Annotated in this window: 23 protein-coding genes; 4 read left to right on the top strand and 19 right to left on the bottom strand. The window is 35.6% G+C overall.

All coding sequences use genetic code 11. The features are described 5' to 3' along the window. The 8 genes from hisB to pstB form a co-directional block, all read right to left on the bottom strand. On the bottom strand, positions 1-585 hold the full coding sequence (gene hisB, locus COB47_RS05445; protein WP_013290377.1) for an imidazoleglycerol-phosphate dehydratase HisB: 585 nt from the start codon (positions 583-585) through the stop codon (positions 1-3). After that, entirely contained in the window at positions 566-1,639 is a 1,074-nt protein-coding gene (gene hisC, locus COB47_RS05440) for a histidinol-phosphate transaminase (RefSeq protein ID WP_013290376.1), read from the bottom strand. Before hisC ends, hisB begins: the two co-directional genes overlap by 20 nt. After that, positions 1,632-2,927 carry a histidinol dehydrogenase gene (gene hisD, locus COB47_RS05435; RefSeq protein WP_013290375.1) on the bottom strand — a complete coding sequence of 432 codons (1,296 nt, stop codon included), beginning with the start codon at positions 2,925-2,927 and terminating at the stop codon, positions 1,632-1,634. Before hisD ends, hisC begins: the two co-directional genes overlap by 8 nt. Continuing rightward, positions 2,924-3,553, bottom strand: coding sequence for an ATP phosphoribosyltransferase (hisG, locus tag COB47_RS05430; protein WP_013290374.1), 630 nt, complete (start codon positions 3,551-3,553; stop codon positions 2,924-2,926). Before hisG ends, hisD begins: the two co-directional genes overlap by 4 nt. After that, positions 3,550-4,731, bottom strand: a complete 1,182-nt coding sequence (locus COB47_RS05425) for an ATP phosphoribosyltransferase regulatory subunit (protein WP_013290373.1) — start codon at positions 4,729-4,731, stop codon at positions 3,550-3,552. The genes hisG and COB47_RS05425 overlap by 4 nt, the downstream gene beginning before the upstream one ends. A 136-nt stretch (positions 4,732-4,867) precedes the next feature. Beyond that, the gene (locus COB47_RS05420; protein ID WP_013290372.1) at positions 4,868-5,434 is read right to left on the bottom strand and encodes a QueT transporter family protein; all 567 of its coding nucleotides are present in this window, start codon (positions 5,432-5,434) and stop codon (positions 4,868-4,870) included. Next, positions 5,404-6,081 (bottom strand): phosphate signaling complex protein PhoU, encoded by a 678-nt coding sequence (gene phoU / locus COB47_RS05415; RefSeq protein WP_013290371.1) that lies wholly within the window; start codon positions 6,079-6,081, stop codon positions 5,404-5,406. The genes COB47_RS05420 and phoU overlap by 31 nt, the downstream gene beginning before the upstream one ends. Before the next feature lie 28 nt (positions 6,082-6,109). After that, positions 6,110-6,859, bottom strand: coding sequence for a phosphate ABC transporter ATP-binding protein PstB (pstB, locus tag COB47_RS05410; RefSeq protein ID WP_013290370.1), 750 nt, complete (start codon positions 6,857-6,859; stop codon positions 6,110-6,112). 223 nt (positions 6,860-7,082) lie between these two features. Here pstB and COB47_RS05405 point away from each other — a divergent pair, with 223 nt between their 5' ends. Beyond that, positions 7,083-7,709, top strand: coding sequence for a DUF47 domain-containing protein (locus COB47_RS05405; protein WP_013290369.1), 627 nt, complete (start codon positions 7,083-7,085; stop codon positions 7,707-7,709). Continuing rightward, positions 7,702-8,700, top strand: coding sequence for an inorganic phosphate transporter (locus tag COB47_RS05400; RefSeq protein ID WP_013290368.1), 999 nt, complete (start codon positions 7,702-7,704; stop codon positions 8,698-8,700). The genes COB47_RS05405 and COB47_RS05400 overlap by 8 nt, the downstream gene beginning before the upstream one ends. 16 nt (positions 8,701-8,716) lie before the next feature. Here COB47_RS05400 and COB47_RS05395 read toward each other — a convergent pair whose 3' ends face one another. The 6 genes from COB47_RS05395 to COB47_RS05370 form a co-directional block, all read right to left on the bottom strand. Further along, positions 8,717-10,447 (bottom strand): sensor histidine kinase, encoded by a 1,731-nt coding sequence (locus COB47_RS05395; RefSeq protein WP_013290367.1) that lies wholly within the window; start codon positions 10,445-10,447, stop codon positions 8,717-8,719. Between the two features lie 3 nt (positions 10,448-10,450). After that, positions 10,451-11,149 carry a response regulator transcription factor gene (locus COB47_RS05390; RefSeq protein WP_013290366.1) on the bottom strand — a complete coding sequence of 233 codons (699 nt, stop codon included), beginning with the start codon at positions 11,147-11,149 and terminating at the stop codon, positions 10,451-10,453. 1 nt (position 11,150) lies between these two features. Continuing rightward, complete coding sequence (gene pgeF, locus COB47_RS05385; RefSeq protein ID WP_013290365.1) at positions 11,151-11,945, bottom strand: peptidoglycan editing factor PgeF; 795 nt, start codon at positions 11,943-11,945, stop codon at positions 11,151-11,153. A 55-nt stretch (positions 11,946-12,000) separates the two neighbouring features. Next, complete coding sequence (fsa, locus tag COB47_RS05380) at positions 12,001-12,654, bottom strand: fructose-6-phosphate aldolase (RefSeq protein ID WP_041742434.1); 654 nt, start codon at positions 12,652-12,654, stop codon at positions 12,001-12,003. Between the two features lie 63 nt (positions 12,655-12,717). Beyond that, positions 12,718-14,031, bottom strand: a complete 1,314-nt coding sequence (locus COB47_RS05375) for a bifunctional folylpolyglutamate synthase/dihydrofolate synthase (RefSeq protein WP_013290363.1) — start codon at positions 14,029-14,031, stop codon at positions 12,718-12,720. Then, positions 14,031-16,655: a valine--tRNA ligase gene (locus COB47_RS05370; protein ID WP_013290362.1), complete on the bottom strand. Its 2,625-nt coding sequence runs from the start codon at positions 16,653-16,655 to the stop codon at positions 14,031-14,033. Before COB47_RS05370 ends, COB47_RS05375 begins: the two co-directional genes overlap by 1 nt. Before the next feature lie 154 nt (positions 16,656-16,809). Here COB47_RS05370 and COB47_RS05365 point away from each other — a divergent pair, with 154 nt between their 5' ends. After that, on the top strand, positions 16,810-17,187 hold the full coding sequence (locus COB47_RS05365; protein ID WP_013290361.1) for a desulfoferrodoxin: 378 nt from the start codon (positions 16,810-16,812) through the stop codon (positions 17,185-17,187). Between the two features lie 69 nt (positions 17,188-17,256). Here COB47_RS05365 and COB47_RS05360 read toward each other — a convergent pair whose 3' ends face one another. Together COB47_RS05360 and pta are read right to left on the bottom strand one after the other, a co-directional pair. Continuing rightward, positions 17,257-18,456 carry an acetate kinase gene (locus COB47_RS05360; RefSeq protein WP_013290360.1) on the bottom strand — a complete coding sequence of 400 codons (1,200 nt, stop codon included), beginning with the start codon at positions 18,454-18,456 and terminating at the stop codon, positions 17,257-17,259. Between the two features lie 26 nt (positions 18,457-18,482). Next, on the bottom strand, positions 18,483-19,481 hold the full coding sequence (gene pta / locus COB47_RS05355) for a phosphate acetyltransferase (RefSeq protein WP_013290359.1): 999 nt from the start codon (positions 19,479-19,481) through the stop codon (positions 18,483-18,485). Between the two features lie 200 nt (positions 19,482-19,681). Between pta and lexA the strand changes: the two genes are divergently transcribed. Next, positions 19,682-20,290 carry a transcriptional repressor LexA gene (gene lexA, locus COB47_RS05350; protein ID WP_013290358.1) on the top strand — a complete coding sequence of 203 codons (609 nt, stop codon included), beginning with the start codon at positions 19,682-19,684 and terminating at the stop codon, positions 20,288-20,290. Positions 20,291-20,292: 2 nt separating this feature from the next. On the opposite strand, the gene COB47_RS05345 is transcribed toward lexA, so the two are convergent. The 3 genes from COB47_RS05345 to miaA form a co-directional block, all read right to left on the bottom strand. Further along, positions 20,293-21,573, bottom strand: coding sequence for a methionine gamma-lyase family protein (locus COB47_RS05345; RefSeq protein WP_013290357.1), 1,281 nt, complete (start codon positions 21,571-21,573; stop codon positions 20,293-20,295). A 101-nt stretch (positions 21,574-21,674) separates the two neighbouring features. Next, positions 21,675-21,950 carry an RNA chaperone Hfq gene (hfq, locus tag COB47_RS05340; RefSeq protein ID WP_013290356.1) on the bottom strand — a complete coding sequence of 92 codons (276 nt, stop codon included), beginning with the start codon at positions 21,948-21,950 and terminating at the stop codon, positions 21,675-21,677. 64 nt (positions 21,951-22,014) lie between these two features. Continuing rightward, a complete protein-coding gene (gene miaA / locus COB47_RS05335) occupies positions 22,015-22,953 on the bottom strand; it encodes a tRNA (adenosine(37)-N6)-dimethylallyltransferase MiaA (RefSeq protein ID WP_013290355.1) in 939 nt (312 codons plus the stop codon). Positions 22,954-22,974 lie beyond the last annotated feature (21 nt).

Genomic DNA, 22,974 nt, shown 5'->3' with positions numbered 1-22,974 from the left:
TTATAACACTCCTTTTGAGGATGGAATTCTATCATCGATTATTGTACAAGCCTCTTTTAAGGTTCTCCCAACAGCTTTAAAAATGGCCTCGCATACATGATGGTCATTCTCACCACTCAGTTTCTTTATATGAACTGTGGTTTTAGAAGACCAAACAAAAGCTTTGAAAAACTCTACAACCATCTGAGAAGTCATATCCCCAAGCTTTGGTAGCTTAAAATCTACATCAAACGCCAAATAAGGCCTTCCTGAGATATCCACTGCCACCATTACAAGTGCTTCATCCATGGGAAGAATAACATGCGCATATCTTTTTATACCTCTTTTATCTGACAAAGCCTTTAAAAAAGCCTGCCCCAAAACTATTCCAACATCTTCTATGGTGTGATGGTCGTCAATATATATATCACCTTTGGCTTCAAGTTGAATGTCAAATTTCCCGTGATGAGAAAATAGCTGAAGCATGTGGTCAAAAAAGCCTATCCCTGTTGAGATTTTATAATCACCATTTCCATCAATATTGAGAATTAGCTTAATATCTGTCTCTTTTGTCTTTCTCTGAACTTCAGCCACTCTTTGACCCATCTTTTGCGTTCTCCTTTTTAAATCGAATGAGATTTTCTATTATTATATCATTATCTTGAGGCTTGCCCAATGTAATTCTTAAAAGTTTTTTTTCCCCTACCTCGAATTTTTTTACAAGAATTTTGTTTGCAATAAGATATTCAAATATTTTGTCGGCATACTCATCTACAACTGTTACAAAGTTTGCTTCAGACCGAATAACAAAGTAATATTCTTTAAGTTTTTGTATCATCTTATCTCTTTCATCTTTTATGAGCTGGATGTTATTTTTTAGCTTCTCGAAATTTTCAAGAACCTTGATAGCGATGTGCTGTGTTAATACATTGACATTATAGGGCGGTTTTACTTTGTGAAGGTTTTTTATAATATTTTCATTTGCAATGCCATAACCACATCTTATACCCGCAAAACCTATTTTAGAAAAGGTTTTAATAATTATTGTGTTATTGTATCTTCTTGCAAACTCTATATAGTCAATATTGCTGTATTCACCGTAAGCATTGTCAATTACCACAAGCTTTGAAGGAAATGCTTCCACAACAGCCTTTAAATTTTCAGTGCTCCATACAATCCCGGTTGGATTATTTGGAGTATCAATAAATATTACTTTTATTCTCTCATTCACTCTTATCTTATCAATCACCTTTTCAACATCAATTTCCCAGTGGGGAGTAATATCAAAAAAACAGGACCCAACTCCAAAAAGGTCAGCAGTTATTCTATACATCGTAAACGAAGGATATAGAAAAAATATCTGGTCATTCTCCTCACAGCATGCTTGAATAATAAGCTGAATTATCTGATCCGATCCATTTCCTACAATAAAATTTTCACTTTTCAAACTGTAAAACCTTGCTAAAGCTTCTTTAAGTGGTTGAGAATTGATTTCTGGATAAAAACGCAAATCAAACATGCTATTTTTCAAGGTGTCCAAAATTATATTTTTTAACTCTTCAGGAAGTTCAAGAAGATTTTCGTTGGCATCCGCTTTGACCAAACATTCTATTTGGGGCGTTGTATAGTTTGAAAAATTTTCTAATCTTTTTTTAAACATCTTCCAACCTCACCTTCAACGAATTTGCATGAAAGAGGAAACCTTCTTTTTGCGCTATGTTTATTGCATGTTGAGCATCTAAAAAAAACTGTTCTTTTGAATATTTTATTAAACTCATCCTTTTGACAAAATCATAAACCCCAAGGGGAGAGAAGAAACTTGCTGTGCCAGACGTTGGCAGCACATGATTTGGTCCTGCGATATAATCACCAATAGGCTCAGGAGAATATTCACCTATAAAAATTGCACCAGCGTTTTTAATTTTAAGCAAAACTTCCTCTGTATCATTGCAACAAATCTCTAAGTGTTCAGGTGCAATTATATTGGCAATCTCAGCAGCTTCAAAAAGACTTTCAACAACTATTATCACACCGTTTTTTTCTATAGCTTCCAAAGCAACTGAGTTTTCAAAGATTGCAAGCATCTTCTCAACACTCTCAGAAACCTTTTGAGCCACCTGCAAAGATGTTGTTACTAAAATACACCTTGCCATTGGATCATGTTCCGCCTGTGACAGCAAATCTGCAGCAATGTATTTCGGATTTGCAGACTCGTCTGCAATAACCATGACTTCACTTGGTCCTGCTACTGAGTCAATATCTACATATCCAAACAACAACTTTTTAGCAGTTGCTACATAGATATTTCCTGGTCCCACAATCTTATCTACCTTGGGTATAATCTGCGTCCCAAACGCAAGTGCTGCAACTGCTTGAGCCCCTCCTACTCTATAAATCTCATCAATCCCACAAATTTTTGCTGCTGCCAAAGTGTATTTGCTGATGCTCTTGTTCTTGTCAGGTGGACTTACCATTATTATCTTCTCTACGCCTGCAACCTTTGCAGGAACTGAATTCATCAAAACTGTTGAAGGGTACGCACCTTTCCCTCCCGGAACATAAATCCCTACTTTTTCAAGAGGCTTTATGATCTGACCAAGAACCGATCCATTTTTTATATAAAACCAGCTTTCCTCTTTTTGTTTCATGTGATACTCATAGATATTCTTATAGGCAGTGTTCAAAGCATCTATGAAATCCTTATCTTCTCTTTCACATTCAAAATATGCTCTTTCAATTTCTTCTTGGCTTACTTGCAGCTCATCCAAGCAAATACCCTCACAATCAAAAAGCCGGGTGTAGTAAAGCAACGCTTCATCTTTTTTATCTTTTACATCAGAGATTATTCTGCGAACCTTTTGTTCAATTTCTTCCTCGTTTTCCCATTTTCTTATCTGAGCCATTTCTATGTAGTTTTCAACCTGTTGCTTACTATTCAATATTCTCACTCTTCAACCATCCTTTCCAAACGATTTATAATATCTTCTATCTGAGTTTTCAATTTTAGACTTGCCCTGTTTGCAATAAGCCGAGCACTGATGTCGTATAGCTTTTCATACACTTCAAGTCCATTTTCTTTTAAAGTCCTACCACTTTCCACAATATCTACTATCATGTCTGAAAGCCCCAAAATAGGAGCAAGTTCAACCGAGCCGTTGAGTTTTATTATCTTTACATCTTCTCCTCTAACATTTTCAAAATATTCCTTGGCAATGTTTGGAAATTTGGTTGCAATTGTTTTATCAGGCTTTTCTAAAAACAGTTTGCTCATCCCTTTAGGCCCTGCCAAGGCTACAAAACATTTCCCAATCTTTAAATCTAAAAGTTCGTACACTCTCTTATTCATTTCAAGTAGAACATCTTTACCCACAACACCAACATCTGCAACTCCATATTCCACATAAGTGGGTACGTCAAAAGGTTTTACCATGAGAAAACGCAGAGAATTTTGAGCGTCTTCCATGATCAATTTTCTGCTTTCCTCAGATATTTCAATGTCTACAAGTGATGCTCTTTTCAAAAGTTCAACTGTTTGCTGGGCTAATCTTCCCTTTGGCAACGCGATAGTGATCATTCTAAATCCTCCAAAACATATGTTTTTACACCTTCTTCATCTACATACATGAATTTTTCAACTTTCATAGCTTTGCTAATAAGAAAGGCTTCTTCTATTTTTGCAGGCACTGTATAAAAGTAAATCTTCTGTTTTTCATTGTCTGTATTAAGAAGCAGTTTTAATGCCGTTTCAAAGTGCCCTTCCTTATATAAAACAAGGCTGTCGTATTGTCTTTCCCTTCTTTGAGCATTTTTTAGTTTCCACTCTAAAATTCTATCTGCACCAATTGCAAATCCAATGGCATTCAGTTTTTTACCAAATACTTCACACAAATTATCATACCTTCCACCATTTAGGACAGGATAACCAAGCTGTGGTAGATACCCAGAAAATATGATGCCAGTATAATAGTTCAGATGTTTAACCATTCCAAAGTCAATAGTAATATACCTTTGATAACCCAGTTTCACTATGTTGTTATATATCTCGCTCAGTCTCTCTATCGCCAATTTAGATATCTCGTTGTTTGCAAACTTTTTAGCCTCTTTTATCTTATCTTCTCTACCATAAAGTCTTGTTAGGCTCCTAAAAACATCTATCACCTTTTGGGAAATACCTTTTCGAATCAAAAAGTTTTCAATCCCTATATAGTCCTTCTTGTCAACAAGCCTACAGAGCACTTCTGATGAAGCCTCATCAATTCCACAGTCTTTAGCAATTCCTTTGAAAAAATTTACTTCACCCACATCTATTGTAAAACCATTCACACCGAGTTCACGTAGACTTTCTACCGCAAGTACTAATACCTCTAAGTCTATATAAAAACTATCAGATATATTAAAATTTTCTATCCCTGCTTGAAAAAACTCTCTTAAATCTCCAGCTTCTTGCTGAATGAATTGATATGCTCTACCAAAGTAACAATATTTGAGCGGATAAACATTTGTTTGAAGCTTAGCAGCAATCTCTGCAACCTTTGGAGTAAATTCATTTCTTAAAGCAAGTACTGCTCCGTCACTGTCCATAAATTTTATGGTGTTGTTCCCATTTAAACTTTTTGACTTCTCATAATCCTCAAAAGTCGATGGTTCCACTATTTTGTACCCAAACTTTTTAAATAGAGAAAGGGTCTTTTCTCTTATCTCTTCTAACATCTCAGATGTTGGGGGGTAGTAATCTACAAATTTCTTGCTCATTTTTTACTTCCTTTCATTACTTTATCATAATGAAGTGATGAATAGATATCATGTTATATTATATTACAAAAGAGCTGAAAAAGCAATAAAAAAATGGAGCCATTATTTACACACAAGGCCCCACTTGTTTAGAATCTTATAAAAGTTTTTTGCCTTTTAGCTGTTTTTCAAGTGCTAAAAATAAAGGCAGACCTAAGAAGTATGTGGCAATTGCCTCTCCCATTCCAATAGACACTATTGTAAAAAGATACCTGATAATTGGACTTAGATTTTTCAACCACTCAATTTTCAAGCTGCCTATAAAATACTGCCATATATAAGCTGATACAACCACAGCATTTACTATAATAGTTGGCAGAGGTAAAAAAGGTTTTTTCTTTATCCTTGTTGTAAGTAGCGCCGCTACCAGTGTTGCAAGAGAACCAAAAATTACGTCATATATTCCTGTGATGCTCATTGCCATACCATACAAGTTTGCCAGCAAACATCCAGCAAATAAACCCAACGTAGCCGAAACTGGCATCAGGGCAGGGAGAAGAGTAAGAGCCTCTGATATTCTTATCTGCACTGGTCCATACGATATAGCCGGTAAAAATGCAGTTAAAACAAAATATAGCGCTGCAATCAGAGCAGCCCGTGCAATTACTTTATTGTCAATCTTAATTTTCTTATTCACTTTGTTTCCTTTTCCCTGCCTTCCCATTCATGCTTGTGCATACCTGTTATCTTATACACAACCCATTCGGCTATGTTGGTAGAATGGTCTGCAATTCTCTCTAAGTATTTAATAACCAACAAGAACTGGATACACTGAGAAACTGCTGCCGAATTTTCTTTCATTATTTGCTCAAGCTCATCAATAAGGTTTTGATACATTGTGTCAACCAAATCGTCACGCTTGACAACAGATTTTGCAAGTTCTATATCAGAATTTACATACGAGTCTAACGCATCTTTCAACATCGAACGAGTGATTTCAGCCATTTTAGGAATGTCAATTAAAGGTTTTACATAATCCTCTTTTGCAAGCTTGAGTGTTATCTGAGAAATATCCTCTGCATGGTCAGCAATCCTCTCAATATCTGTTGCAATTCTCATTGCAGTTATAATAAGTCTTAAATCACTTGCAAGCGGCTGCTGGGTCGCAATCACAATAGCACATTTTTTCTCTATCTCTTCGGTAAGCTCATCAATCTTATCATCATTGTCTATTATTCTTTGTGCAAGTTCAACATCTTTTGTCTTAAGTGCCAAAATTGCTTTGTCAATAGCCTCTTCGGCCATAGCTCCCATCTTGAGAATATCAAGATGGATTTCTTTAAGCTCATTTTCAAATGTCGGTCTTGTCATATCAAAAATTCACCTCTCAACATAATAATTATCCGAACCTGCCGGTAATATAGTCCTCTGTTCTTTTGTCCCGTGGAGTATTAAATATAGTGATTGTTTTGTCAAACTCTACAAGTTCTCCATTTAAGAAAAATCCTGTGAAATCAGAAATTCGAGCAGCCTGTTGCATATTATGAGTGACTATTATTATTGTGTAGTTTTTCTTGAGCTGTTCTAAAAGCTCCTCTATTTTTAATGTTGAAATAGGATCAAGGGCAGATGTTGGCTCATCAAGTAGAATTACTTCAGGTTCAACCGCCAAAACTCTTGCTATGCAGAGTCTTTGCTGCTGACCTCCAGAGAGTGAAAATGCACTTTTTTTCAGCCTATCCTTTACTTCATCCCACAGATAGGCTTTTTTAAGACTGCTTTCTACAATCTCATCAAGCACTTCTTTCTTTTTAATACCATGAATTCTTGGTCCATATGCTACATTGTCATATATGCTCATTGGGAAAGGATTAGGTTTTTGGAATACCATTCCAATCTTTTTCCTAAGCGTAATTACATCTATTTCTTTGTAAACATCCTTACCTTCAAAATATACCTTTCCTTCTATCTTAACATTTTCAATAAGATCATTCATTCTATTTAGAGTTCTCAAGAAAGTAGATTTTCCACACCCAGACGGTCCTATTAGGGCGGTTATAGCTTTTTCGTTTATTTTTATGTTTATATTTTTGAGAGCGTGGTTTTCACCATAATATAGATTTAAATCATTTGTTTCTATTATTACCATCTTGAAGCAACCTCTCCCTACTTTTTAATAGCTACAACTTATATATTTTATAATTCCAACATTAAATTCTTGTTTAATGTATGTTAAAACTGTGTTAAATATTATATAATATTCTTTGTGCGATGTAAAACTTTTTATGAGGTTCGCAGGATTGATAAACAAAAATCACTTTTATTAAAATGGTCTTTGTGACAAAAATTCTTCAAAGAAGGGGTTGTGAAATATGTGGAGTATAATTCCAAAAGAAAATCAGTTTTTTGTTTTACTAGAAGATGCTGTTGAAAATGCTTATCAATCAGCGGTGATGCTAAATCAACTCCTCAATAACCTCTCAAATATGCAAGAGCTAATCTCAAAGCTTGAAAAAGCTGAAAACAAAGGGGATGATATTACCCACCAAGTGATTGAACTTCTCAACAAAACTTTTATCACACCTCTTGACAGAGAAGATTTGTTTGCAATAATCAAAGAGATTGACAACATTGTCGATTCACTCGAAACAGTTGCACACAGATTTGAAATCTATAATGTAAACACCGTCAGACCTGAAGCAAAAATATTATCGGAGATGATCATAAACTGCACAAAAGAGTTAAAAGGAGTTGTGGAAAACTTAAAAGATTTAAAAAATACTAGACTCATAAAGGAAAAAATAATAGAAGTCAATAGAATTGAAGATGAGGGCGACATTGTGTACAGAAACGCAATCAAAAAACTATTTGCCGAAAATAAAGACAAACCTATTGAAGTAATTATTTGGAAAGAAATTTTTGGTTTCCTGGAAGACACGCTTGATGCGTGTGAAGATGTAGCAAATGTGATAGAAGGAGTTGTGACAAAAAATGCATAACATACCACTGGACCTACTTTTAATAATCATTTTAGCGCTGACTTTTGATTTTATAAATGGGTTTCATGATACAGCAAATGCTATTGCAACCTCAGTTTCAACAAGAGTTTTAACACCACGTACTGCCATATTTATGTCAGCAGTATTTAACTTCTTTGGTGCAATGATAAACACAGAGGTTGCTAAAACCATTGGTCATGGAATTGTTGACCCGAGATTTGTTACACAAAATCTTATACTTGCGGCTGTAATTGCAGCAATTGTTTGGGACCTGATTACATGGTGGTGGGGAATACCTTCTTCTTCATCACATGCAATAATTGGCGGTCTTGTAGGCGCTGCAATTGCTGCAACAAAATCACTTGCCGATATAAACTGGGCAGGATTTGTCAAAAAGATTGTTCTTCCTCTTATTGTATCTCCTATCTTAGGTTTTGTATTTGGATATTTATTTATGATGGTTCTTTACATAGTGTTTGCCAAAGTACATCCAACCATAATTAATAGATATTTTTCAAAGCTTCAAATACTATCTGCAATGTGGATGGCATACAGTCATGGCTCAAACGATGCTCAAAAATCCATGGGAATAATAACCATGGCACTGGTAGGAAGTGGAATTTTAAATGAGTTTGTTGTACCTGACTGGGTTAAATTTGCCTGTGCTCTTGCCATGGCTCTCGGTACATCCGTAGGTGGCTGGCGAATAATTAAAACAATGGGAATAAAGATAATAAAACTTGCACCAATAAACGGCTTTGCAGCAGAGACTGGTGCAGCACTAACAATTCAGTTTGCAACTCATATAGGTGCACCAGTTTCCACAACCCATGTCATCTCGTCCTCTATTATGGGAGTAGGTGCATGTAAAAAGTTTTCAGCCGTTAGATGGGGAATTGCGAGAAATATCGTTATTGCATGGGTTTTGACTATCCCAATGTGTGCTATTTTAGGAGCTATTATTTCTATCTTAATTAATTGGATAGCATAGCTACAAAAAGGCTGACTTACTGATGTAGGTCGGCCTTTTTGTTAATTGGAATTATAACTGTAAATTCACTGCCGTAACCTTCTTGACTTTTAACCCAAATCTTTCCTCCATAAAGTTCTACTATATGCTTTACAATAGAAAGACCTAAGCCTGTACCCCCAAGTTTTCTTGACCTTCCTTTATCCACTCTGTAAAATCTTTCAAATATTCTTTCAATCTCTTTTTCGGGAATTCCAATTCCTGTATCTTTAACTTTTATAACTACCATACCATTTGATTTCTCTACTGTTACCCAAACTTTTCCGTTTTCTTTGTTATAAACAATTGCATTGTCTATAAGATTTATAAAAATCTGCTTTAGCCAATCCCGATATATGTTCATCTCAAGACCATCTGGAACTTTAATATCAACAAATTGAATATTTTTTTTCTCAGCTTTTATCTTTAAAAGTTCAATGCTCTCAAGCACAACCTCTTTAACCACCACTTTTTCATCTAAAATGGGCATTGCTGCATTCTCTATTTCCGAAAGATAGAGAAGGTCATTGATGAGTCTCACAAGCCTTTCTACCTCAACCTCAATTATGTTAAGAAACTTAAGGGCAACATCTTTATCATCAATTGCACCATCTTTAAGCGTTTCTACAAAACCCTTTATTGAAGTAAGTGGTGTTTTGAGTTCATGCGAGACATTTGCCACAAAGTCTGATCGAACTCTTTCTAATTTTTTCAAAAAAGTAATATCACTTAGGATGAGGAGTATTCCCTCTTTACCATCTTCATAAGAAATCTTCTTTTTGCTCACTTTTAAAAATTTTAGTTTATTATTTATACTAATCTCCAATTCCTTTTCTTTTGTATCCTGCTGAAAAAGAAATTCAAACAGTTCATATACTCGGACGCATTCAAGCAAACTAAATCCAATCTTGAGGTTAGTTTCAAGAATGTTTTCCGCTCCTCTATTGAACATGAGTATTCTCTTATTCACATCAAAGAATATTATACCAATGTCTATTGAGTCTAAAAGCGAAGTGAGCCTTTTTCTCAATATATTAGATTCGCTAATCTTTTCTTCTAAAAGCTGATACATCTTTGAAAAGCTTAGACTCAGCCATCTGAAATCTTTAGTACTTCTTACATCGTGTATGCTGAACTTTTCAAGGCCTTCTGAAATAAGAGAAATTAACCCTTTTAATGGTTGATATAAAACCGATGATATCCCTATTGCTAATGCTATACCCAGAAAAATACATATAATTGCGAATTTCAGAGTATTAAACAAAACTTTTTTTAAAATTGAGTCAACTTTGTTCAGCAAGACTGAAACTCTTATAAATATTATTGTATTGTGAATTTTAACCTTTTTAGCTGCATACAAAAAGTAATGTCCCAGTGTTTTGCTCCTTCTCATCGAAAACTCTACTTTTCCAAAAACTCTATTGGCATTTGCAATCTCTGGTCTTTTTAAGTGATTTTCCATTTTCTTTATATCTGCTTCAGAGTCGTAAAGAACAACCCCACTGCTACCCACAATAGTTACCCTAAAATCCCCCTTGTTGTAGATGTCTTTTAGCTTATCAATGCCAAAAGACCAAATGTACTTTTCTACTTCATTTATTTTGGCAACAAGCCATCTTTTGTTTTCATCTATATATATGTTTTTATAAGCCTCATACGAGAGAACTCCTTGAAGAAAAGTAATAACCACCACAACCAATATGGTATAACCAAAAAGCTTTAACCTCATGCTTTACTCAGACCTTTCATTAAACCTGTATCCCACACCCCTGACAGTTTCTATGTAACGCGGATTTTTCTCATCATCTTCAAGTTTTCTCCTCAAAAACCTTATGTGTACGTCAACCGTTCGTGTATCTCCATCAAACTCGTATCCCCATACCCTTTGCAAAATAAAGTCTCTGTCCAACACCCTGCCTTTGTTTTCGATAAGAAGCTTCAGAAGCTCAAATTCTTTGAACGAAAGAGATACATCCTGGTTATTTTTCTTGACAGTTCTTTTTGAAAAGTCCACTTCTACATCTCCAAACTTGACCTTATCTTCAACCTCAGGCTTTAAACTCTCTACTCTTCTTAAAAGTGCCTTCACTCTTACAACCAGCTCTTTTACACTAAAAGGCTTTGTTATATAGTCATCTGCTCCGAGCTCAAGCCCAAGTATCTTATCAATCTCTTCAGATTTAGCAGACAGCAAAATCACCGGAAGATTTTTAGTATCTCTATTGAATCGAATCTCTTTTAAAACTTCATATCCATCCTTGTCACTCATCATAATATCAAGTATGACAAGATCAACTTTGTTATTCTTTAAAATCTCCAATGCCTGTACTCCACTGTCCGCTTCAAATGTATTATATCCTTCTTTCCTAAGATTAAATTTGAGAAGTTCAAGAATATGCTGCTCATCATCAACTATTAAAATGCTTTTCATCTTACTTTCTCACCATCCTCAAGATTGCCACCATACTTCCCAATCTTTCTGGTTTGCTGTGGTCTCTTCTATACGAAAAAAACAGTTCTTCATTTTCATAGGTGCACATTTCACAGCATATTATCTGAGAACTTCCGATACCATTCTTCTTCAAGTCAATCATTATTGCTTTTTTCAAATCGACAAAAAGACCCTTTTCAGATTCTAAACAAACTTCATCTCCAAACTCTCTCAAAAACATCTCGTAAATATCCTTACCCACCTCAAAATGTTTTCTACATATCCCTGGACCAATTGCAACAAGTAAATCTTCAGCTGCAGATAAAAATTTTTTCTTCAGAATCTGTAGGGCATTTTCGGTTATATGCCGCAAAGTCCCTCTCCAACCAGAATGAACCAGAGAAATTACTCTTTTTTTTGTATCAACAATATAAACAGGAAAGCAATCGGCATGCATTGTTATAAGTGTAATTCCGGGGACATTCGTTACAAGTCCGTCTGCCTCTATTTGCGGAGTATATTCAAAAAAATCAAATCCTCTTTCTACAATTATTATATCATTTTTATGCACCTGTTTTGCATAGAAAATATTTCTATGGTCTATTTGCAAAGCTTCAAAAAGAATGCGAAAGTTTTTGTCTACTTCCTCTTTTCGTTCTGTCCATTTATAGCTCAGGTTAAAATTATCATGTCCACAACATTGTCGTGTTGTAAAAAATCCTTCTATACCATAATCTTTAAATTCACTTATTCCAAATATTTCTATTCCCTTAATATTCTCTTTTATAAATCCCATCTTTCCCCTCCAGTTAAAAATTTAAAAAAACAGCAACCCTTCTTTCAGGGTTGCTTTAACTTTTCTTAGGCACCTTCTCCCAGTCTTTCAAGAATCTCTCGATACCAACATCAGTCAGAGCATGTTTTGTCATCTGCTCTAAAACCTTAAATGGTACTGTTGCTATATGAGCACCTGCTTTTGCAGCTTCAATGACATGTATAGGATGTCTTATACTTGCTGCAATTATCTCTGTTTTAATATCAGGATAATTCTTGAATATTTGTACAATCTCCTTTATAAGCTCTATACCATTTTGGCCAATATCGTCAAGTCTTCCCACAAATGGTGATACATAAGTTGCACCCGCTTTTGCCGCTAAAAGTGCTTGAGCTGCTGAGAAGATAAGGGTTACATTTGTCTTAATACCTTCTTTTGAAAGAACAGATACAGCCTTTAACCCTTCTGCAGTCATTGGTATTTTAATCACTATATTTTTATGAATCTTTGCTAAATCTTTCGCTTCCTCAATCATACCTTCTGCTTTAAGAGAAATTACCTCTGCAGAGATTGGACCGTCCACAATAGAACAAATCTCATTGACTACTTCTTTAAAATCTCTGCCCTCTTTCGCAATCAAAGATGGATTTGTGGTAACACCACATATTATTCCCCACGAATGAGCTTCCCTTATCTCATTCACATTTGCAGTATCAATAAAAAGTTTCATTTTTGACAACACCTCTTTCCTCCAATTTTCTTCGTATTATATTTTATACTAACTGGTGTATAATTACAACACACTTAACATGTTTTTTAGAAAACCTCTTGCAGCCCCCACAAGATACAAAGAACCACAAATTATAACTGCACCATCTTCTCCACACAAACTTATTGCATATTTAATTGCATCTTTAAAATCAGCTATAAATTCAAGTCCAAACCTATTTGAAACATCAAGAGCTTCTTCTTCTGAGAAAGCCCGTTTTTGATAAGGGACAAGAGTAAATATAACTTCCCTCGCCACGCTTTTAAGTAAGGAAATCATCTTCTCATACTCTTTGTCCTTTAAAATTCCGGCTACAGCCACAATCTTTTTATTACTTAAGTACGTTTTGCAGTTTTCTACCAACACTTTCATCCCATCAACATTGTGCGCACCATCTAATACAATCAAAGGTGAGTTCATAAAAACCTCAAACCGTCCGTTCCACCGAGCATTCAAAAGTCCCCTTACTAACGCTTCAGTTTTTATATCGTAATTTTCTCGCAAACATTCATACGCATAGATACAGTTAAGAGCATTTTCTATCTGATGAGTGCCAAGTAGCTTAATCTCAAGGTTTTTATAAATTCCTCTTGGAGTTACACAATCAAAAACCATTCCATCCAGAGCATTTTTCAATATATGATAATCTTTTTCTACCTCAATTAGCTGAGCACTCTGCTGCTTGCACACTTTTGAAATAACCTCTTTTACCTCTTTATATCGCTGAACTCCCAGTATTACTTTGCTATTTTGCTTTATTATTCCTGCCTTCTCAAAAGCAATCTTTTCAATTGTAGAACCCAAAATGTCCATATGGTCAAAACCAATGGATGTAATTATGCAAAGTTCAGGGTTTTCTACCACATTGGTTGCATCAAATCTTCCTCCAAGCCCAACCTCAAGTACTACAAAGTCTACATTTTTTCTTTTAAAAAATTCAAAACCAATGGCAGTTACAACCTCAAACTCAGTGGGATGTGAAAAACCTTGTTTCAACATCTCTTCAATTTTATCTTTTACAAACTCTGTAATACTGGCAAGCTCTTGATTATCTATTGGCTGATTATTAAGTTTTATCCTCTCGTTAAAATATTCAAGAAAGGGTGAGGTATAAAGCCCCACCCTAAATCCTGCCTCAATTAACATCTGATTTATAAAAGCACATGTGGAACCTTTCCCATTTGTGCCTGCAATGTGAATAACCTTTAACCCTTTCTGGGGATTCCCCATAAACTCAAGAAGTTTTCTTATGTTCTGAAGCCCAAGCTTTGTACCAAATTTATATGTTGAATGAATAAAATCTAAAGCCTGCTCATAAGTCATAGTCATTTTTAACATCACCTGAGACTTTCTATTCGTTCTATCTGTTGCTCAACTGAAAGCAGCATCTGTTTATATCTTTCGTATTTTTCCTTTTCTTCATTTATAACCTTTTCAGGTGCTTTTTGTAAAAAGTTCTGGTTATTTAGCAGTTTCTCAGATCTCTCAACCTCTTTTAAAAGTCTTTCCTTTTCACCAAGTAACCTTTTAAGCTCTGCTTGTATATCTACTATTTCTTTTAATTTCACATACGCAACTCCCCAAGATAACACTAAAGCTATGCTATCTTCCGGAACCTCATTTGAAATTATCACCTGATCAAAATTTGCAAGTCTTTTGACGTATATCTCCCATAAGTTTAACTGATTTACCATTGAAAAGTCATCTGTCTTTATATACACCTTAGGTTTTATATCGGGCTTGATATCTTTCTCTACCCTTAAATTTCTTAGGGTTCTTATAAGTTCTACAAGCTTTTCAACCATTTGAATATCCTCAAGATATTTATATCCTCTTGGCCTGGGCCAAGTTGCTATCACAAGACTTTCTTCAACATGTGGAAGGTTCAAATAGATTTCCTCTGTCACAAACGGCATAAACGGATGCAAAAGCTTTAATATATCTGTAAGAACTGTCAAAAGAACATATTGTACCTCTTTGTTATTACTTGCTTCTTTGTTATAAAGTGTAGGTTTTGACATCTCAATATACCAGTCACAGAATTCGTCCCATATAAAATCATAAAGTTTTTGAGCAGCAATCCCAATTTCAAACTTTTCAAGGTTTTCTGTAACTTCGCTGATAAGTGTATCAAGCCTCGATAGAATCCACCTTTCGGTAAATGTAAACTTGCTCTCATCAGGCTTAAAGCTTGTATCAATGTCAAGATTCATGAGCACAAACCTTGCGGCATTCCAAATCTTGTTTGCAAAGTTTCTATTAGCTTCAACCTTTTCCATATGAAATCTTGTATCATTTCCAGGAGATATACCAGTGACAAGTGTAAATCTAAGCGCATCAGCACCATACTTTTCTATTACCTCAAGCGGGTCTATACCGTTGCCCAAGGATTTGCTCATCTTTCTCCCCTGAGCATCTCTTACAATACCGTGTATCAAAACATACTTAAAGGGTTCTTTACCCATGTGCTCTAAAGCAGAAAAAATCATCCTTGCAACCCAGAAGAAAATGATATCATATGCAGTTACCAAAACATCTGTTGGGTAAAAATACTTCAAGTCTTCTGTCTCTTCCGGCCAACCAAGTGTAGAAAATGGCCACAGAGCAGACGAAAACCATGTATCAAGCGTATCTTCATCCTGATATACGTTAGAAGAACCGCACTTTGAACATACTTTTACTTCTTCTCTGCTTACCATCATATTCTCACAGTCGCGACAGTAATAAGCAGGAATTCTGTGTCCCCACCATAGCTGTCTTGAAATACACCAGTCTTTTATATTCTCCATCCAGTTAAAATATATCTTTTCAAATCTTTCTGGTATAAACTTAATTTTCCCTTCCTTTACAACTCTTATTGCAGGCTTTGCTAAAGGTTTCATCTTGACAAACCACTGTTTTGAAACAAGTGGTTCTATTACGGTTGAACACCTATAACAGTGTCCAACATTGTGTGTATAGTCCTCTTCTTTCACAAGAAGGCCAAGATCTTTTAAATCGTTAATAATATTCTTTCTTGCTTCATACCTCTCTTGTCCTGAATATTTCCCCGCATTTTCGTTCATATACCCTTTTGTGTCTATCACCTGGACCATTGGAAGGTTGTGTCTTTGCCCAATCTCAAAGTCGTTCGGGTCGTGGGCAGGAGTTATCTTTACAACACCTGTTCCAAATTCCATATCAACATAATCGTCTGCAATTATAGGTATCTCTCTATTCACAAGGGGTAGTACAACTGTTTTACCAATCAGATGCTTATACCTTTGATCATTAGGGTTCACTGCAACAGCAGTATCACCCAGCATTGTTTCAGGTCTTGTTGTAGCAACAATTACATAATATGAATTATCCTTTGCCGGATACTTTATATAATAGAGTTTCCCTTTTTTCTCTTCATACTCAACTTCAGCATCAGAAATGGTGGTATGACAAGTTGGACACCAGTTTATCATCCTCTCACCTTTATAAATGAGCCCTTTTTCGTAAAGCCTTACAAAAACCTCCTTTACAGCATTTGAAAGGCCCTCATCCATTGTGAACCTTTCTCTGTCCCAGTCGCACGATGCGCCAAGTTTTTTGAGCTGCTCTATAATCCTGCCACCATATACTCTTTTCCACTCCCATGCTCTCTCTAAAAATTTTTCTCGCCCTATCATCTCCTTTGTTAAGCCTTCTTCTTTCATCTTTTCAACAATCTTTGCCTCTGTTGCAATGCTTGCATGGTCAGTACCAGGGAGCCAAAGAGCACAGTAACCTTGCATCCTTTTAAACCTAATAAGAATATCTTGGATGGTATTGTTCAGTGCATGGCCCATATGTAGCTGCCCTGTGATATTTGGAGGTGGAATAACAATTGTAAAAGGTTTTTTTGAATAATCAATCTTTGCATGAAAATACTTTTTATCAAGCCACATTTTGTAGAGCCTGTCTTCTACCTCTTTCGGATTATATACTTTTTGCACTTTCACATCCCCCTTAAATAAGTGTTTTTATTTCATTTTTTATATTATTTCAATTTTAATTTTATTTCAAACTTCGTGTTAGAAAGATTAATTTGATGGGTATAAAGTAATTGTAATTGAAAAAATTAATTTTTACAAGGGAGGGTCTTAATCGATGATTAAAAGAGGAAATGTATACAAATGTGAGATTTGTGGAAACATAGTAGAGGTTTTGCATGCAGGTGGTGGCCAGCTTGTATGCTGTGGAAAACCCATGACGCTGCTTGAAGCTAACACAGTTGATGCAAGTTTAGAAAAGCATGTCCCTGTTATCGAAAAGACAGAAGAGGGCATCTTGGTCAAAGTAGGTGAAGTTGCTCATCCAATGGAAGAAAAACACTACATCATGTGGATTGAACTCATTGCAGACAACAAACTTTACAGAAAATATCTAAAACCAGGCGATGAACCAAAGGCACTGTTTGAAGTTTCAGCTGAGAGTGTAGTGGCATACGAATATTGCAATTTACATGGACTGTGGAAAAAAGAATAGAAAATAAATGGGGGTTGCATAAAAATTTTTGGTTTTCTTTCTCGTCTGCAACCCCCTATTTTAGCAAGTTTATTTTGAAAGAAGCCTTTTTGTCTCTCTCGCAATCATAAGTTCTTCGTTTGTAGGAACTATTAAAATCTTTACCTTGCTCTCAGACTTATTTATTTCAGAAATCTTGCCTTTTTCTACATTGAAGTTCTTCTCTCTATCATACAGAACACCCATATATTCAAGATCAGTCAAACATTTATCTCTCACAAGAGCGTTATTTTCACCAATTCCCGCAGTGAATATAATAGCATCTGCCCCGCCTAATACAGCTGCATACTCACCAATATATTTTTTTACCCTGTAACAGAACATATCAATTGCAAGCTTTGCCCTTTCATTACCCTCATTTGCAGCTTTCTCTAAATCTCTAAAGTCACTGCTCACCCCTGATATACCAAGCACACCCGACTTTTTATTCAGAAAATCATTCATCTGCTTCACATCCATTTTTTCCTTCTCCATGAGGTACAGTATCACAGCCGGGTCAATTGTTCCGCTTCTTGTTCCCATTGCAAGACCAGCCAAAGGAGTAAATCCCATGCTTGTATCAACTGACTTTCCATATTTTATTGCACACACACTTGAACCATTACCAAGATGACAAGTTATAAGTTTCAATTCCTCCAGTGGTCTTTTTAAATATTCTGCAGCTTTAATTGCAACATATTTATGTGACGTTCCATGAAATCCATATTTTCTAATTTTATATTTCTCATACACCTCATATGGAAGCGAATACATATACGCATATCTTGGCATTGTTTGATGAAATGCTGTATCAAATACAGCCACATTTGGTTTTCCAGGAATTTCTTTTTCACACGCTTCAATTCCCATTAAATTAGCAGGATTGTGAAGAGGCGCAAGTTCAATACATTCTCTTATCGCTTTTTTTACCTCTTCATTGACAACCACTGCATCACTAAAATACTCTCCGCCATGCACAACTCTATGGCCAATTGCATCAATCTCGTCCATAGAATGGATAATGCCTGCATCTTTATGTGTGAGCATCTCTAACACAAGCTTAATAGCGACATTGTGGTCTTTTATTTCCTGTTCTTTTACAATCTCTTGACCGTTTTTCTGATGTCTAATAAATGCTCCCGGCAAACCAATCCTATCAACAACACCTTTACAAAGTGCAACCTCTGTATCGGTATCAATAAATTGATACTTTAAAGATGAACTCCCTGAATTCAATACCAAAACTTTCATTTTTTCATTCCCCTTCTATAAATAATTTATTTCATCATAGCCTGAACAGCAGTAATTGCAATAACTCCCACAATATCTTCCGCTTTGCAACCTCGGGACAAATCATTTACAGGTTTTGCTATTCCCTGGGTAATAGGCCCGTACGCTTCTGCTTTCGCAAGCCTTTCTGTAAGTTTGTATGCAATATTGCCTGCATCAAGGTCAGGGAAGATTAGAACATTTGCTTGCCCTGCAACAGGACTTCCCGGTGCTTTCAGCTTTGCAACAGAAGGAACTATTGCAGCATCTGCTTGAAGCTCACCGTCTATTAAAAGGTCTGGTGCTTTTTCTTTTGCAATCTTAGTTGCTTCAACAACCTTATCAACCATTTCTGACTTTGCAGAACCTTTTGTTGAATATGAGAGCATTGCTACTTTTGGAGTTTTTCCAACCAAGGTTTCAAAGCTCTTTGCGGATGAAATAGCTATATCTGCAAGCTCCTCTGCTGTTGGATTAGGATTCAAACCTGCATCAGCATATATAAAAACTCCATTTTCACCATATTCGCAGTTTGGTACCACCATAATAAAGAAGCTTGAAACAAGCTTTACTCCATGTGCTGTTTTTAATATCTGCAGGGCTGGTCGTAAGGTATCTGCTGTTGAGTGAATAGCACCAGATACCATACCATCTGCCAAACCTTTGTATACAAGCATAACACCAAAATACATCGGGTCTTTCATAATCTTTCTTGCATCTTCCAATGTTATACCTTTATTTTTTCTCAGCTCATAAAATTCATTAACAAATTCATCAAATCTATGAAAATTCTCTGGGTCAATAAAAATAGCGTCATCTACATTTGCTCCAAATTTTGCTGCTTCTTTTTTAATCTCATCTTCTTTCCCAATCAAAATTATCTTGGCTATCTTTTCTTTTAGAGCTATGGAGGCAGCTTTTAAATTTCTTTCTTCGTAGCTTTCGGGAAGTACAATTGTCTTTATATCTGATTTTGCTTTTTCGATAATTGTATCAATAAAAGCCATTTTTTTGATGCTCCTTTCGTTTATTATCTGTCATATTAGTACCTTATATATTATAAAACAAATTGTATCTTGTATACAAGAATTATTTTACTTTTAAAATTAATTTTCACTTCAAAATACTAAACAAAAGTTTGAAGAATGTATGTTTTTGTGTTATAATTATTTCAAAATAATAATCTTGAAAAGGGGAAATAAGTAGTATGAAAAAACAACTTACAAAAAAGCAAGAGGAAATATTAGAATTTATAAAAAAGAGAATTAAAGAAAAGGGCTATCCTCCTGCTGTGAGAGAAATTTGTGAGGCAACAGGTCTTAAGTCAACTTCAACTGTGCACGGTCATCTGACACGGCTTGAAAAAAAAGGTTATATTAGGCGCGACCCATCAAAACCAAGAGCTATCGAAATCGTAGACGACGAGTTTTATGTACACAGAAATGTTGTGCAACTACCTCTTGTTGGGAAGGTAACTGCAGGCGAACCGATCTTAGCTGTGGAAAATATAGAAGAAACTATGACCCTGCCGTACGACCTTGTGGGAACAGAAGATGCATTTTTGCTTCGAGTTAGAGGAGATAGTATGATTGAGGCAGGAATTTACGATAATGATATAATAATTGTCAGAAGACAAAATGTGGCTGAAAATGGAGATATTGTAGTCGCCTTAATTGACGATGAAGCAACAGTAAAGAGATTTTACAAGGAACACGACCATATAAGACTTCAACCAGAGAACAAGGCCATGGAGCCTATTATCGTCAAAGATGTAAAAATTCTTGGTAAGGTTATAGGACTTATTAGGAGGATGTAATACTACATCCTCCTAATATTTTCAATGGCATGTAAAATTCCAACAAGTCCGATTTCAAACGAAGAGCTGCCCTGTAGATATGCAGCATATGGCTCTCTTATTGGGGCATCACAAGAAAGCTCTGAAGATGTTCCTTGGACAAATCCACCTGCTGCCATTATTACCTTGTGAGAATATCCTGGCATATTCCATGCTTCAGGCAAAACATTACTGTCCACCGGACAACCTTTTTGCACTCCCTGACAAAATCTTACAAGTTCATATTCGTTTTTAAAAACTATAATCTGAATTATATCTGTTCTCTTTTCATCAAACTTTGGCAAAACCTCATATCCTAACTTTTCCATTATATATGAAGTAAACACAGCCACTTTTAAACTTTCGGCTACTATGTGTGGTGAAAATAAAAGCCCTTGTAGAATCTCTTTGTTAAATCCGAGTGATGGTCCAACTTCTTTTCCCATGCCAGGAGAATTCAGCCTGTCTGCACACATCTCAACAAGTTCTCTTTTTCCCGCGATATAGCCGCCACATGAAGCAATCGTCCCACCAGGATTTTTAATAAGGGAACCTGCTATCAGATCTGCTCCTACTTCTGTGGGCTCTAATTTCTCCACAAATTCTCCATAACAGTTGTCAACCACAATAACTGTCTGAGGAGAAATGTCTTTTATGAACCTAATTACCTTTTCCAACTTTCCGATTGGAATTGACTCTCTCAATGAATAACCGCGTGAACGTTGAATAAAAACTACTTTTATAAAATTTTCTTTTAAAGTGCTCTCTATTTTTCTAAAGTCAAAATCATTATTCTTTAAATTAATTTCTTGGTATCTTATTCCAAACTCAATAAGGTTTCCATGTCCACCTTCTTTTATTCCAATCACTTTTTGCAGTGTATCATAAGGTTTCCCACAGATTGAAAGAAGAGTATCGCCTGGCCTGAGCAGAGCAAATAGCATTGTTGCAATTGCCTGTGTCCCAGAAATAAATTGGATTCGCACAAGTGCATCCTCACATCCGAAAACTTTTGCAAAGATTTTTTCAATCACATCTCGCCCGCTATCCGAGTATCCATATCCATCTGTCTTATTCAGATGGGTGTATGAAAGCCTGCTGTGGTGAAAAGCATTTAAAACCTTTAGCTGATTGAAGGATTTTATTTCCTCTATATATTCGAAATTCTCTTTTAAATCTTCTAAAGCTTGCTCTGTTAAGCTTAGCAAATCATGAGAAAAATTATAAAATTTTTTTAATGCCTCGATATCTATCTTCAATATCATTTGCACCTCTCTTTTAAATTCTGATTGTCAAAAATTAAAGAAAGCTCATGAAACACACGTTCATGAGCTTTCTTTTGAAATTGTGCGTTTTATTTAGTCTTCTAACCTTGATTGCTATTTTGTTGAGAAGCTTGCTGATTATTTTGTGCCTGAGCCATATAGTTTATTGGCTTTGAGGGCATGATTGAAGATATAGCGTGCTTGTAAATTAGCTGTTGCTTGTTATTGTCAGTCTCTACAATCAATGTAAAGTTATCAAAACCCTTGATAACTCCTTTTAACTGAAAACCACTGAGCAGGAAAATTGTAACATTCACTTTTTCTTTTCTTAACTGATTTAAAAATAAGTCCTGCAAGTTTAAACTTCCTTTCGCCACTTTATGTATTCCTCCCCAAACTTAAAAGTTTTTTATATTATAATTTTTATATGTTTTTCTTAAATTATACCACACTTTTGCAAAGTTCAAAACATTTTTTCACAACTTCTTCAAACCTCATACCTGTAATATCCAAAAACATAAATTCTCCCTGATATTTAAACCAAATCCTCTGCCTTTTAGCAAACTGTCTTGTCCTTATTTTAAGCTCTTCTTTCGCCTCTTGCAAAGAAATCTTCCCTTCAACATACGGTATTACCTGCTTATATCCAAGCCCCTGCATAGATTTTAAATCCTTTGAATATCCCATATCCAAAAGCTTTTTAACTTCATCTGCAAGCCCCATATCAAACATCTTTTCAACCCTTTTTTCAATCCTCTGCCAAAGAGCTTCTCTTTCCATTATAAAACACAGAGGCAATACATTATACTTTTCGCTTCCCTTTCTTCTTACCTTGTCTAAAAACTCTGTTGGTTTTTTGCCAGTCAAAAAATAGATTTCTAAATATCTTATCACCCTTTTTACATTGTTTGGATGTACAGAGTTTGCTGCATCCTGATCTATACCTTTGAGCAAATCGTAAAGATACACATTGCCTTTCCTATTGAGTTCATCGTAAAGCATTCTTCTTATTTGTTTTGAATCCCCCATTTCAGGAAATTCGACATCGTCCACAACCGACTTTATATAAAACCCTGTGCCGCCTACAAGCAAAGGTATTTTACCTCTTTTATAAATATCCAAAATTGCATTTGTGGCATCCTTTTGAAACATCGCAACATTATAATCCTCATCTGGAAATACCACATCAATAACATAATGTCTGACAGCTTCTCTTTGCTCCTTTGTAGGCTTTGCTGTGCCAATATCCATAAGCTTGTACACACACATCGAATCTGCAGACACAATCTCGCCGTTTACAAGCTGAGCAAGCTCTACTGCAACATCTGTTTTTCCGGTGGCAGTAAGGCCTGCAATTACAATTAAAGGTATCTTCTCCATTCTTGTTGCCTCACCTACACT

The organism is Caldicellulosiruptor obsidiansis OB47 (assembly GCF_000145215.1).
Classification (GTDB): Bacteria; Bacillota; Thermoanaerobacteria; order Caldicellulosiruptorales; family Caldicellulosiruptoraceae; genus Caldicellulosiruptor; species Caldicellulosiruptor obsidiansis.
The sequence above is the reverse complement of the archived record's forward strand: the minus strand, read 5'-3'. Positions and strand labels throughout refer to the sequence as shown.

What these genes read in the sequence shown, in the direction of transcription:
- hisB (WP_013290377.1), bottom strand. Translation starts at nt 585, where the DNA reads ATGGGTCAAAGAGTGGCTGAAGTTCAGAGAAAGACAAAAGAGACAGAT.
- hisC (WP_013290376.1), bottom strand. Translation starts at nt 1,639, where the DNA reads ATGTTTAAAAAAAGATTAGAAAATTTTTCAAACTATACAACGCCCCAA.
- hisG (WP_013290374.1), bottom strand. Translation starts at nt 3,553, where the DNA reads ATGATCACTATCGCGTTGCCAAAGGGAAGATTAGCCCAGCAAACAGTT.
- COB47_RS05425 (WP_013290373.1), bottom strand. Translation starts at nt 4,731, where the DNA reads ATGAGCAAGAAATTTGTAGATTACTACCCCCCAACATCTGAGATGTTA.
- COB47_RS05420 (WP_013290372.1), bottom strand. Translation starts at nt 5,434, where the DNA reads ATGGGAAGGCAGGGAAAAGGAAACAAAGTGAATAAGAAAATTAAGATT.
- phoU (WP_013290371.1), bottom strand. Translation starts at nt 6,081, where the DNA reads ATGACAAGACCGACATTTGAAAATGAGCTTAAAGAAATCCATCTTGAT.
- pstB (WP_013290370.1), bottom strand. Translation starts at nt 6,859, where the DNA reads ATGGTAATAATAGAAACAAATGATTTAAATCTATATTATGGTGAAAAC.
- COB47_RS05405 (WP_013290369.1), top strand. Translation starts at nt 7,083, where the DNA reads ATGTGGAGTATAATTCCAAAAGAAAATCAGTTTTTTGTTTTACTAGAA.
- COB47_RS05400 (WP_013290368.1), top strand. Translation starts at nt 7,702, where the DNA reads ATGCATAACATACCACTGGACCTACTTTTAATAATCATTTTAGCGCTG.
- COB47_RS05395 (WP_013290367.1), bottom strand. Translation starts at nt 10,447, where the DNA reads ATGAGGTTAAAGCTTTTTGGTTATACCATATTGGTTGTGGTGGTTATT.
- COB47_RS05390 (WP_013290366.1), bottom strand. Translation starts at nt 11,149, where the DNA reads ATGAAAAGCATTTTAATAGTTGATGATGAGCAGCATATTCTTGAACTT.
- pgeF (WP_013290365.1), bottom strand. Translation starts at nt 11,945, where the DNA reads ATGGGATTTATAAAAGAGAATATTAAGGGAATAGAAATATTTGGAATA.
- fsa (WP_041742434.1), bottom strand. Translation starts at nt 12,654, where the DNA reads ATGAAACTTTTTATTGATACTGCAAATGTGAATGAGATAAGGGAAGCT.
- COB47_RS05375 (WP_013290363.1), bottom strand. Translation starts at nt 14,031, where the DNA reads ATGTTAAAAATGACTATGACTTATGAGCAGGCTTTAGATTTTATTCAT.
- COB47_RS05365 (WP_013290361.1), top strand. Translation starts at nt 16,810, where the DNA reads ATGATTAAAAGAGGAAATGTATACAAATGTGAGATTTGTGGAAACATA.
- COB47_RS05360 (WP_013290360.1), bottom strand. Translation starts at nt 18,456, where the DNA reads ATGAAAGTTTTGGTATTGAATTCAGGGAGTTCATCTTTAAAGTATCAA.
- pta (WP_013290359.1), bottom strand. Translation starts at nt 19,481, where the DNA reads ATGGCTTTTATTGATACAATTATCGAAAAAGCAAAATCAGATATAAAG.
- lexA (WP_013290358.1), top strand. Translation starts at nt 19,682, where the DNA reads ATGAAAAAACAACTTACAAAAAAGCAAGAGGAAATATTAGAATTTATA.
- COB47_RS05345 (WP_013290357.1), bottom strand. Translation starts at nt 21,573, where the DNA reads ATGATATTGAAGATAGATATCGAGGCATTAAAAAAATTTTATAATTTT.
- miaA (WP_013290355.1), bottom strand. Translation starts at nt 22,953, where the DNA reads ATGGAGAAGATACCTTTAATTGTAATTGCAGGCCTTACTGCCACCGGA.